The sequence below is a fragment of the Mesorhizobium sp. WSM1293 genome, assembly GCF_000513875.1.
Classification (GTDB): Bacteria; Pseudomonadota; Alphaproteobacteria; order Rhizobiales; family Rhizobiaceae; genus Mesorhizobium; species Mesorhizobium ciceri.
This window is the reverse complement of the sequence record NZ_AZUV01000035.1, coordinates 1-12,033: the sequence shown is the minus strand read 5'-3', so window position 1 is coordinate 12,033 and position 12,033 is coordinate 1. Positions and strand designations below refer to the sequence as shown.

Genomic DNA, 12,033 nt, shown 5'->3' with positions numbered 1-12,033 from the left:
GAAGGGCAGAAACAAAAAACCCGCCTTGGCGGCGGGAAGTTGGCGCAACTCAGCACCAGAAGTAGCGACCGGCAACACCATGGTTCGCAGTTTCGTTCGGCTCGCGAACCACCGCCTTTCTATACCATTGTGCGACATTGTACACGACGGTGCCATTGTCCGTGCACTTCGGTCCGGCATCGATTGTGCTATAACGGCCGGTAAACGGCTACGAAGCCGGTAAAGGCAGTCAGTTGCATCGCGCTCCTGTCCTCCGTCCGAGTCATCCTCACGGCAAGTTCGACGCCAGTAGTCAAAATGCGAAGGCACGATTGTGGCCGACAGCAGACCGCCAGCTGTAAATCTAATCGGACATCCAGGTAGTCGGCGCTCGGCCGGACAAAGGGCGCGACGGAGGTGAAGCGAAAAGTGCAATGCTGAACTTGCTGAAAAATAGTTTCGGGCTTGACCAGATTACCAGCCGGTCGATCTCGCCGATGCGCGCCCGGCCTGTCAGCGCCATTGCCATCTCCAAGTCTCGGCGAAGCAGGTTGCGCCCTCGGCACCATCGGTTGCCAGGGCGTAGACATAGGGGCGGCCAATCATGACTGCGGTTGCACCAGGGCAAGCATCTTCAACGTCGGCGCGACGGCTCACGCTTCCAGCAAGGATGATGGGAATCCGTCCGGCCACCGGTCCGCGATGGCGGGCAGGGAGTCGATGGTTGCCGGGAGGGTGTCGAGGTTACGCGCACCGTGGTTCGAGACCGCGATGGCATCGACACCCGTTCCGATCGCCTGCTCAGCATCCTCAGGATCGAGGATGCTCTTCAGGATAAGCGGCAGGGTTGAAGCGAACGCAGCCAGGCAATATCCGCCCAGGTCGGCATGGCCGACGCTGCGCAGTGCCAACTTTGAGCACGCCGGTGTTCCGGTCCTTGAAGTATGGCGTTGCGAGGCCGTCGGGAATTTTGAATCCTGCCCGGAACTGCCTACGGCGATCGCCTGGCTTCGGCATGTCGACCGCTACACAGATCGCTTGGCCAAGTGCCGTGCCATTAAAACCGCGATTGCTTTGCCGATAGAGCAGGAACCAGACTGGAGACTAGCTCACCGCCACGCCATCCTCGATCGCTGCCGTCGCCGTGGTACCCAAAGTGAACACCGCTTGCGCCACTCCGGAGCCGCGCGCCGCCGCCACCTCGCCTTCCGGATGCACCAGCCGCTGATATGCTATCGGGCCAGGATTATCGGACGCGGCAGACTTTGCCCGATGAGCGTGATCCCGGTATCAAGTCTTGTCACACGCGCAGCACGTGCCGCTTTCCAAAGGCAAGAGATGCACCTCCTACTGTGTCAGGGCCGTTATCGAGGGGCGCTTGTTGAAGTCGCACTTGCCGGTGACGCTGTAGAAGAAGTCGGCATTTGAAGACGGCGTCGGCACGGTTGTGCCGCCGTCCTCCCAGGCTTGATAGCTGGTTACACCACAAGGCACGATGGTGAAGATGTCGACCTTCTGCCCAGTCGGGGTCTCGGTCAGGTTGTTCGCGTCCACGCCGCTGTAGAGTCGGTTGGAGGTGGTCGGATCATCCGACTTTAGGTACTTCGGGTTGCCCGATGGCACGTACATCTGCAGGGAGAGGCCAGCCATCTGGCTGACGTCGATCGACGCGCCGGCGCTGTTGGCTGGGTACATGGTGTTGAGGCAAGTGGTTGAATATTTCTTGGTGCCGCTGGTCTGGAGTATCGCGTCTGCAGTCAGACCCGTGAAGGTGCTCACGCTGGCGGTGGTGCAAACTTGCGACTGGACAAGCGTCTTGATGTCGGCCCCGCCGTTGTTGGTGATTGTGTACACATTCGTTGTGCCGTAGCCTTTCGGATCACCGAAGCCGTTATAGGTATACTCGATCGACATCAGCGGCTTGGCCACCGTCGCTCCAAATGTCGTGCCGTAGAGCGTCATCGTCTTGTTCCACCAGCCCGACACCTTGGAAACCTTGAAGGTAGTCTGCACCAGGGCCGGCGTCTTGCTCGCCGCCGACCCAACGGCGACCGGCACCGTGTTGATCCTGGCGATCTGCATGAACACGGTGGGCATGGAGTAACTTGCCATGGCCTGCGCGGTGGCGGTGCCATTGGCGGAAACCACAAAGCTGTTCAGTGTCGGGGTACCCAGGCCATGGTTGGCGATGAAGGTATCCTGCAGCATAGTCTGGCGCTGCGCCAACGTTGAGGTTGTGTCCATACCGGTGATCGATAGGACCGCGGCATCCAGCGCCTGCTGCTCGTTGGACCGGGTCTGGACCGCCCTGGTATAGTCGACCGAGAACCCGATGGCGGTGATGATGGGCGCCAGCATGAAAACAAACAACGGGGCCATCGAACCGTCATGGGAACGCGCGAACCGCCCAACAATTCTCAGCATGTTTCTACTCCCGACGGACATTAGCCTACGCGCATATACCACGCGACGGCAAAGCAAGGTCTAAAGCTATCGATCAATGTTTAATCGTCTCTCGCCGCCAAGCCTGGGTCTTTGCCTCCAGGCTTCAGATTCAACAAACAACGCAGTATTGGATCAAAATCTCGCCAGCTACCGGGATTGCTGCAGGCAGAGGCTAGCGAACTCGAACTCCCAAGATGCAATCACATCTGACGCTGCGGCATTTGCCGCGGACCTTAGGCTTTCAAGGAGAGGAACTGCCCTCTCTCCCCCGAGTCCTCACGGCCGAACGCGGATGACCGTCTTTCCCGCACGCCGCTCGGTCGAATTGAAGGTGGCGACGGCATCTTCAAGGCTGGAGACCTTGCCGATATTCGTCCGCAGTCGTCCGTCCCGGATCCGCTGAACGATCTCCCAAAGCTGGCCGCGATCAGCCTCGACGACGAAGTCAATCGCCAGGCCATCTGCAGGTCGAATATCCGTCGGTCCAACGACTGTCACAAGCGTTCCTCCGGCCCGGATCAGGGCCGCGGACCGCTTCTGGATATCGCCGCCGATGACGTCGAACACCAGGTCGACGCCGCCAACCTCCTCCAGTTTGTCGTTGTCGAGATCGACGAACTCATTCGCGCCGAAGTCGAGCGCCTTCTGGCGGTCGGCGGCGCGTCCGCTGCCGATGACATAGGCCCCGGCCTCCCTTGCAAGCTGCGTCACCATCGAACCGACGGCACCGGCCGCGCCGTGCGCGAGCACGCTTTGCCCCGCCTGAAGGCGGCCATGCTGGAACAGCCCCTGCCACGCGGTCAGGCCGGAGATCGGCAGGCTCGCACCCACCGTGAAGTCAACGTCGCCGGGCAGCGGCGCGAGATTGCGTGCCTCCATGGCGACATACTCAGCGAGGGTCCCGTCGCGATGCCAGTCGGCGAGGCCGAATACGCGCTGACCGATTGACAGTCCCGTGGTGCCGTAGCCGAGCGCAGTGACCACACCTGCGAGCTCATGGCCGAGGATCGATGGCGTCCGGTCACGGAAGGCTCGATCGGCCCAGGTCGAAGGCCACTCCAGTTCGGTGTTGACGAATCCCGCCGCATGAACCTCCACAACAACATCGTTTATTGCCGCCCGCGGCTCGGGCCGCTGTACCAGCTTCATCCCGGCCTCTCCTGCAGCCTGGTCCGTCACTACGATCGCTTTCATGGGAATTGTCTCCTCAGACATTTGTGTTGGGGTAATTAGCGGGCGTGGCAGCTCTTTCGAGCTTTCACGCGTCGGCTTCGCGTCCTCCACGACGACCTTGAGGTCCCTGCCTGGGTTCCTCGGAGCTCTCGCGCGCCCGCGATTCCAGGATTTTCGTTATGCGAAGTCCAGCACATCGGCCACCGGCATGCGCGGCTTCTGCGGCCAGTTGCCAGCTCGCTCCGGTCCGACGGTCAACAGCATGACCGGCACTTCGTCTTCGGCCAGGCCGAACTCGCGGTGCACGGCTTCAGCGTCGAAACCAATCATCGGCGTCGAACCCAGGCCCAGCGACCGGGCCATGTAGATGATCGCCGCGGCGCCAAAGGTCGCGGAGCGCACTGCTTCGTCGCGCTGGCGCTGCGGCTGATCATCATACAGACCGCGAGCGGGGATTTCCCACTCCGGCACCAGGTGCGCCGGCATGATGCCGGCTTTCACTACGGGTGCCAGGCGGGCTGGAACGGTGCTGGCATCGGCCAGCTGGCCGATGATGATGAAGGTCACGGCCGCGTCGGTGATCGCGGGCTGATTCCAGGCGATCGGACGCAGCCGGGCCTTGGCTTCCGGCGAGCGTACGGCGATGAAACGCCAGTTCTGCAGGTGGAAGGAGGTTGGCGCGGACGTGCCGATACGCACCAGGTCGCGGATCTGGTCGTCGCTCAAGGTGGCAGCAGGGTCGTAGTACTTGGCGGCACTGCGGCTCAGGATCGTTTCGATGACGGCGTTCGTGGCGAAAGCGTTTTCGCTCTTCCCGCTCTCCCCGAAGATCTCGGCGGCTACGCGGGTTGCGGGTCCGGTGGTGGCGATGCAGTTCATTGGATGGCTCCCTTATCAAGTGATTGCGGAGCCCAATTTACGAGGACGAGTGATTATTTCGAGACTGATTCAGCTCAGTATGATGCGCGAAAGGATCAAACTGCGCCTTCGCGATCCCAGACCGTGTGCGTTACTCGCCCTTGTGCGCCAGTCGCCGCCACTCCCCCGGCGTCATCCCCATCCTTTCGGCGAAGACATGCCGGAATGCCGAAACGGATTGATACCCGACGGTCTCGGCCACGGCCTCGGCGCTGATGGCTGGCTTCTTCAACTCGTTGGCGGCCAGGCTCATGCGCAGATCAGTCAAAAAATCGAGGGCGGAGCGACCCAGCTTGTCCTGAAACTGGCGCATGAACGTAGCGCGCGACATCCCGCACAAATCGGCCAGATCGGGCAGTTTCCAAGGCCGTGCCGCATCGGCGAACATTGCCGCAATTGCTGGTGCCAGCCGCGGATGGCCAGCCAGGGCCAACAAGCCTTCGGGGGCTTTCCCGGATTGGCTCGCCGCGCGCAGTACCAGTGTGAAAAGCGCCGAGGAAAGCGCGTTGAGAATGGCGCGCCCTCCCGCCCTGTCACCGGAGGACTCCATCCGCATCAGCCCGACAAGACCGGCAAGTTGGTTGGATGCGGACCCCATGCCGTCTTCTCCATGGCTGTCCACAGCGCGTGTCACCAGGTTGGCGGGCAGGTAGTTGCGGATCAGTCGATCATGGGGTGGCGCGATAAAAAATCGCCCACACAGCAGATCCAGTTGCTCGCCCTCGCCATCATTCTCGCTCAGCATCCATCCGGCTGACCCCCGGCGTTGCTGGGTAGGAATTGGTGTTTGCCCGCTACCGTCGTGCAGTACATGCGCCGCGCCGTGAGGCAGCAGCACAATATCTCCGCTCAGCAGCTCCCGCGCCGCTCTCGTCTTCGGATCCTCGAGAATGGCCCGGCCCTTGACTATGACGTGGTAGGGAATTTCGGTCGCGGCAGCCTTGTTCCAGGCAACGCGCCACGGTGCACCATAGGCGCAGCGGACCTCGAGCTGGCCGGTCACGGTGATGATTTGCAGGAGATGGCTCAGCCAGTCCACTTCAGACATTGGACCTCGAAACGGAGATAGTGAAACGTCTTATCGTAATTATGGATTGTTTGCACAAATCGAAAGTACCAAGAGAGACGGCAACACGCCCGCCGATCATGAATGCGTCTCCAGGTGAAGAAACTTGTCTACATGCCGAGCGCGGAGGCACCACGCACTAGATTGCTGCGGCCGTAACGGAGCAACTGGTAAAAGGATGGAGCAGTTTCCTGTCTCTGAACAGGTGCGAGGCCGATCAGCCGCCGCAGCCTACCGCCATCCCCGCACCATATGAGATTGGACGCTGCGCCCTGGGGTCTCCCAATGAGTGTCCGGTGGTCTCACCATCCATCGGTTGCCAGGCATTCGTCAGAGCTGCTGATGGCTCACGGTCACTTTCAACAGAGGACGGTATGTTGTTATCCAGCCGATTTTTAGAGCCGAGCGATATTGTGATGCTTGCCTAGTGATCCAGTTTGCCCCGCCGCCTTTGATAGCCACTTGTTGTTAGGCCTTAGCTTTCCGATTCGCTGGTGTTTTCCTCAACGGCGTTTTTGCAGTTGGCTTGCGGCCGAGTCCGCTGGATTTCGCGAGGGCTGACCGCTGGGCCGCGTAGCTCGGTGCAACCATGGGATAGTCCTTGGCGAGCCCCCACCTGGCTCTGTACTCGTCGGGTGTCATTCCCAGCAACCCAAGGTGGCGCTTCATAGACTTGAACTTGCGTCCGTCCTCCAGGCTGATGATGTAATCGGGAAACACGGACTTTTTTGGATTGACTGCCGGAACAAACGCGGGCGGCGTCGCTTCCACCGGCCGACCCAATCCCGACAAGGCAGAATTGACGCTGGCGATCAATTCGGGAAGACCGGCCGCCGGAATGGCGTTCTTCTGGACATATGCCGCCACTATGTCGGCGGTGAGCTGCAACAACTGGACCTGCGGTGCTTCAGCGTCATTCTGCATATTTCGAGTTTCCCATTTGATCGGCTTTGTCTCTATTGAGGAACTTTACAACGTGCAACGGCCCAAAGATCATGGATGGGGCTCCACGCGAAGAAACCTGTCTATATTTTAAGGGGTGGCACCGCACCTGACCTACCCGCTGGCAACTGACTGACCGCAGGATTTATTTCTATGCCGGCCTTGAGGCAGTAGCAGGATACCGAGTGTTTATAGCGCAAGTCGGAGTACGTCCAATCGGGCGCGTCGTCAGCGCGACCATAGTCGGCGGCATTCGCCGATCCACAGGGTATGCGTCAGCCGTTTCGCGATCCGGGGGCTGACGCCGCAGAGAAAACCGGCGGGTGGCAACAATCGCGCGGGTGATCTTCTCGATCCAACGGTGTCTAATCGAGATTCCTGGGGATGATCACTCGTCCCTCCGGGAATCGCTGACGCTTTGACAAACTCGGTTTTCCAGACCGGGGGCCGAGTGCACAAGATCCTGGCATGTCACCGCCAAGGCACCGCCACCGAGCGGAACCGCTTGCCCAGACTGCTGGACAGCAACCATAACATTCCATTTGCAAAGCAGATCGCGTACCGCTCGATTTTCAGAGGAAAAATATACATTCCGGCCGTCCCGGCGGATTTTTACGAGCCCAACTTCCCGGAGCTTGGCTATGTGGTGCCACGAGGCTGTCCGGCTAATATTAAGCCGTTCGCGAATTTTGCGATCCGGCAATTCATAGTCGAGCAGCAAGCTCAAAATGTGCAGCCGCCGCGCATTGCCCAGCACCTCCAGAAATTCGGCCGCTCGTGCGGCGTTAGCCCTTAGTCCGTCCGAGACCATAGATGCCTCTTCCCCAGCAACTTGCCGTCACGCCCGAAGACTGCGGAACAATCGATCTCTTCAATGAACACGGCCAGATCATCTGGCACGAGCCACTGGGCGTAGGACCGAAGCCGTCTCAACCCACAAGCCTTGGCATGCCTCTCGGCGCGCTCGGATTCAAGTCCAGCCATCGTTGAGCGCTGTTGTTGGATTGGCACGAAACCATTGAGGCGTCCTTCCGCCAGCTGACTGGCCCAGCAAGTCGTGACCTGTTCCACTCACCGCTCCTTTACGTGACCCGGCAGACAAAATACCACAGCCATGTCGATAGTGTCGGCTCCTCCATTATGATTAAGGTGGCGGGTTCTCCCCACCGCATTTCGGAGTTAGCCCTTTTGACGGTATGATTGCATTGCGTATCAACGGGATGCGCGGATGGGTTATTTCCCATTTCGACCGAGCCTCCGTTGTTCGGCGCCGACGCAGGCGGGCCGAAGCTTTCAACACATCGACTTGCCCGGTGCGATGTAGTGTCGTTCGATGACCAACACCGCCTCCCCTTCCCTCTGATGGCCTCCATTGATTACCAAAATCGTAAATCCGCGACCTACAGTGCCAGTCGCTTCGTCCGGTCTTCGTTGAGCCCCCAGCCGATTGGATATCGCTCTGCCCAAGCACTCTTGGTTCCCCTTGAAAGATCATAAATGAATCGTGTGGCAGGCCTGAGAATCGAGTAGCAACCATGGGCCTCGTGCTACGGGTGACCGGCGCCCCCGACCCGAAATCGTTGCTCGCCCCTCTTTTCTGAAGGATACGGGCCCCCTCTGTAGCCCAGCAACCACCATCATTATGAGGATTGCTTGCGACAGGGGGGCGAGCGATGCCGTAACCGCTGAGATCTCCTTCCCGGTCGATGTCAACCACGATCAGCACCGAATGGCCAATGACGACGCCAGCTTCGCGTAGTCCCTGGGCGGCATCGGGATGAGTAGGCAAAAGCCTCCTGGCTTTTTTGTTTCGAGCAAGGCGTCACGAAGGCTGGTCAGCGGTTCTGGCAATCTTCACCATGCGACCTTGCCTCCTGCAAACGGCTAACTCGCAATCGAGCGAACGCTACTAAAGAACGCCTCGACCAAGGAAATTGGTATCTTACAATACCGGCGCAGGCTTGTTGGGCTTTCAGTTGTAATCCTGTGCCGATGATGAAATCATGCGCGCGCTTGACAACGGGCAGGTTAATTCAAGTTCCGCCACCAGGAGGAGAAGCGGTATGACCACTCAGGTTGTACATCGCGTATTCGGTCCCAAGCAGGTCAGGCAATTCAGGGAAGTCTACGAGCGCGCGCGCGTTGTGGAGGCAACTTACCCCGATTCGCACATTGCCAGCAAAGCCGCCAAACGGCTGATCGAGGCATTCGAAGCCGAGATCCAGACTGACGGGACGGTTCTCGATTTTCAGCAGCTATGCGAAGCAAACCCCCTGGGGACCGCCTGAGACCCGGACGTTGTCTGGCGAAGGCTCACGATGAACCGCTTCATCTGCCGACGTCAGCCATGCCCTGCAGGCGGATCGTGCTTGCCGTTCAAAATCAAATTTCGGAAGTGGGTCGCCATGCGGAGCGATAGGGGAGCCATGGGGTGTTGGGCGGCGGTGGCTCCCCTATCCTGTCTCCGCATTTGTTCGCAGACAGGCAGCGTAAGCTCGAGCAGACGCCGGCAATCCAGTGTTCAGCGTGGTGTATACATCGTCAACGAAGCTTTTGGAGGTATGATGCAGCGTTGTCAGGAGGTGCGAGCAAACCCAACCACCGCCTATCGTATGAGACCCGCCGAATTAATCGCAAGAGCGCGTGCAACCAACACAGTGCGCGGTAACCGAGGATATCTATAGCCTGGTGCGGCACGGGCATGCGCCTTAGTTCGGGCCGCTCGCGCGGGTCAAACCGGTTTGGAGTCCCGTCTTCTCAACGTAAAAATTTACCGAAAAAATTAACTTATGTTAGAGAATGCTAATAAATAGCTCCTACACTCCCGAGGCTGCTTTAGATGTCAGCAGCCACGTTGCTTGAGGTTCGCAATCAGCCTTGAGCGTGGAAAAGGGGTCGGGTACCAAAACTTCCAATTCTAAGAAAGGGCACTTATCGGGCGCCACAGGTACCTTCGTTGGGGAAGGGTGAGTATCGGTATGGTTTCTACAGCAGGACTGCACAGTTACGGTTCGTCAAATCGATCAAGAGTTCCGTCCAGCGGCACAGAAAATCTCCACCAAGAAGCAGGTAAGCAATACCTTCTCATGCTGGACGGGAGGGCCTTGGACCGCGAGTGTCTCGCTTCGGCGCTTGAGGATCATGAATTGGGCATGGTGGTCGTCGCCATGGGTTCGATCGAGGAGTGGCGCATAAGGAAGGGTTCGGCTTCTCCCCTTTCAACCATACTCTTCAACCTCGGGGGCCGGAAGGTCACCGATCACGGCATTGCAGAAGAAATCAGGCATATTTCGTCCGAGTTCAAGACCGTTCCGGTGGTCATCCTGGCCGACACCGAAGATCTTGCACAGGTGCTGACGGCTCTCGAATGCGGCGCACGCGGCTACATTCCGACTTCGGTCGGGATCGATGTGTGTGTCGAGGCGATCAACTTGGCTGCAGCCGGAGGCATCTTCGTTCCGGCCAGTAGTGTCCTTTCCATGCGGCACCTGATAAAATCAGGCAACTGCGACGCCCGGCCCTTGACGGGCATGTTCACGCTCAGGCAGGCAGAGGTCGCCCAGGCACTGCGACGCGGCAAGGCGAACAAGATCATCGCCCACGAACTGAACCTTCGCGAAAGCACTGTGAAGGTTCACATCCGAAACATCATGAAGAAATTGAAGGCGACCAACCGCACGGAGGTCGCCTACAAGGTGAACGATCTCTTCGCGGAAGGACCTCTGGGCCAAGAGTGATCGCATCAACAAGACGGCCCGTCCTGGTTTAGTGCTGGCGGGTCGTGTTTTTTGTCAACAGAACATTTGAATGAAGGTCGATGGATTTCGCGTTGCCGCACGACCGATGCCACGCGAGACTCCCTTCTGAATCGTGACTTTGCTCCGCGCAATGGAACAGCTTTTGAGAAGAGGCAGTCGGAGGGGTCCGGGGCAACGAAACGCCGCCCCGTTCGAGCGGCATTCTCGCCTGATCAACCAACAGCAGCAGCGGTCTGTGCCTCGGCCGTTCGTGCCAAATGACGGCGCAGGTCGCGCATGTCGACCTGCTGACCGCAAATCGGGCAGGTATGGAAATTGTCGTCTCGTGGGCTGGCTGGCCACCGTGCAGCTTGCCGGGGATTGGTGGTCCAAGGTCGGATTCGCCATGGCTATCAAACATTCAATTCGTCTAAAATGGTCCGGAACCATTTTTTAGCGCACGCTATATTGAATCGCAGTCTTGCGAGGCAGTTCATGCGTTTGAAGTTCATCCCACCTATTGAGCCGGAGCTTGTCGACACCCGCCCGAGCGGGGCGACTGGATTCACGAGATCAAATTCGACGGGTATCGCACTCAGCTCATCATGGATGAAGATGGCATCCGCCTGTTGACGAGAAGAGCGCGCCACAACCAGGACAGGTCAAGCGACTGATCCTTGGGTCTCATCACCGACAGGGGAAGTTTGCACCTGTTGCAGCCGAGCGGCGCGTCTCCGATCATGATGCGTATCCCAGCGGCCACCAAGGTTCACTCGGACGCCGGGATGGGTCCTGCAATTACTGGGCGAAGCGCAGGTGACCCACAACGGTACTTTTGACGCCGCGAGCTCCAACAGCGCGCGCGTTGGGGTGTGATCGATCAGGCAGACGTGCGGCTGTCAGCCGGCGGCCTAAGGATACTCAGAATGTCTGGTTGTAGGCGCCCACCTCGGGGCTGCGGCGCAGCACGGTGTCGACAGCCTCGAACATCTCCCGTCGACGCTGCGACGACACCGGGCTTTCGACGACCACGACCAGTTCCGGCTTGTTCGAAGAGGCGCGCACCAGTCCCCAGGTGCCGTCTTCGGCGACAACGCGCACGCCGTTGACGGTGATGAGGTCGGCGATCTTCTGGCCCGCAAAAACCGTTCCATCCCGCTTCATGGCCTGAAAGTCGGCAACCACCCGCGCGACGACGCCATACTTCACATCGTCCGCGCAGTGCGGCGACATGGTCGGCGTGCCAAAGGTCAGCGGCAGCGCGCGGTAGAGATCGGCCATCGAGCTGCCGGAGCTGCGATCCAGCATCTGGCAGATGGCGATGGCGGTGACCAGCCCATCGTCATATCCGCGCCCGATCGGCGGATTGAAGAAGAAATGGCCCGACTTTTCGAAACCGGCGACGGCGCCAAGCTCGGCGACGCGGCGCTTGATGTAGGAGTGGCCGGTCTTCCAGTAGTCGGTGATGGCGCTGTTGGCGCGCAGCACGCTGTCCGTGTTGAACAGGCCGGTCGACTTGACGTCGACGACGAAGGTCGAGCCCGGATGCTGGCTGGAGATATCGCGCGCCAGCATCACACCGACCTTGTCGGCAAAAATCTCATTGCCCTCATTGTCGACGACGCCGCAGCGGTCGCCGTCACCGTCGAAGCCAAGGCCGACATCGGCTCCAGTCTCAAGCACCTTGTCCCTGATGGCATGCAGCATCTGCATATCCTCGGGATTGGGATTGTAGCGCGGAAAGGTGTGGTCGAGTTCGACATCGAGCGGGAT

At 59.4% G+C, this 12,033-nt stretch carries 10 protein-coding genes and 2 pseudogenes; 3 read left to right on the top strand and 9 right to left on the bottom strand.

Features of this window, described 5'->3' with window-relative positions; all coding sequences use genetic code 11:
• Positions 1–343: 343 nt before the first annotated feature.
• From M729_RS1000000139445 to M729_RS0128280, 8 genes and pseudogenes are all read right to left on the bottom strand, one after another.
• Positions 344–502, bottom strand: coding sequence for a hypothetical protein (locus M729_RS1000000139445; RefSeq protein WP_245265420.1), 159 nt, complete (start codon positions 500–502; stop codon positions 344–346).
• Positions 493–890, bottom strand: a pseudogene (locus M729_RS1000000139440) (alpha-hydroxy-acid oxidizing protein). The gene M729_RS1000000139445 and the pseudogene M729_RS1000000139440 overlap by 10 nt, the downstream one beginning before the upstream one ends.
• A 193-nt stretch (positions 891–1,083) precedes the next feature.
• A complete protein-coding gene (locus M729_RS1000000139435; RefSeq protein WP_245265417.1) occupies positions 1,084–1,179 on the bottom strand; it encodes a hypothetical protein in 96 nt (31 codons plus the stop codon).
• Between the two features lie 147 nt (positions 1,180–1,326).
• Entirely contained in the window at positions 1,327–2,403 is a 1,077-nt protein-coding gene (locus tag M729_RS0128300; protein ID WP_027163552.1) for a TadE/TadG family type IV pilus assembly protein, read from the bottom strand.
• A gap of 297 nt (positions 2,404–2,700) precedes the next feature.
• Positions 2,701–3,618: an NADP-dependent oxidoreductase gene (locus M729_RS0128295; protein WP_024505836.1), complete on the bottom strand. Its 918-nt coding sequence runs from the start codon at positions 3,616–3,618 to the stop codon at positions 2,701–2,703.
• 156 nt (positions 3,619–3,774) lie between these two features.
• A complete protein-coding gene (locus M729_RS0128290; protein WP_027163551.1) occupies positions 3,775–4,476 on the bottom strand; it encodes a nitroreductase family protein in 702 nt (233 codons plus the stop codon).
• A 130-nt stretch (positions 4,477–4,606) separates the two neighbouring features.
• Positions 4,607–5,563 (bottom strand): AraC family transcriptional regulator, encoded by a 957-nt coding sequence (locus M729_RS0128285; protein WP_027163550.1) that lies wholly within the window; start codon positions 5,561–5,563, stop codon positions 4,607–4,609.
• 486 nt (positions 5,564–6,049) lie between these two features.
• A complete protein-coding gene (locus M729_RS0128280; protein ID WP_027163549.1) occupies positions 6,050–6,505 on the bottom strand; it encodes a MucR family transcriptional regulator in 456 nt (151 codons plus the stop codon).
• Between the two features lie 469 nt (positions 6,506–6,974).
• On the opposite strand from M729_RS0128280, the gene M729_RS1000000139430 reads away from it, so the two are divergent.
• The 3 genes from M729_RS1000000139430 to M729_RS01000000135940 all read left to right on the top strand — a co-directional run bounded on the left by M729_RS1000000139430 (position 6,975) and on the right by M729_RS01000000135940 (position 10,260).
• Positions 6,975–7,319, top strand: coding sequence for a hypothetical protein (locus tag M729_RS1000000139430; RefSeq protein ID WP_032809492.1), 345 nt, complete (start codon positions 6,975–6,977; stop codon positions 7,317–7,319).
• A gap of 1,267 nt (positions 7,320–8,586) precedes the next feature.
• Positions 8,587–8,811 (top strand): hypothetical protein, encoded by a 225-nt coding sequence (locus tag M729_RS0128260; protein ID WP_024505842.1) that lies wholly within the window; start codon positions 8,587–8,589, stop codon positions 8,809–8,811.
• A gap of 798 nt (positions 8,812–9,609) precedes the next feature.
• Entirely contained in the window at positions 9,610–10,260 is a 651-nt protein-coding gene (locus M729_RS01000000135940; RefSeq protein WP_244507030.1) for a response regulator transcription factor, read from the top strand.
• Between the two features lie 921 nt (positions 10,261–11,181).
• On the opposite strand, the pseudogene M729_RS0128250 reads toward M729_RS01000000135940, so the two are convergent.
• Positions 11,182–12,033: pseudogene (locus M729_RS0128250) on the bottom strand (phosphomannomutase/phosphoglucomutase); the annotation flags it as partial.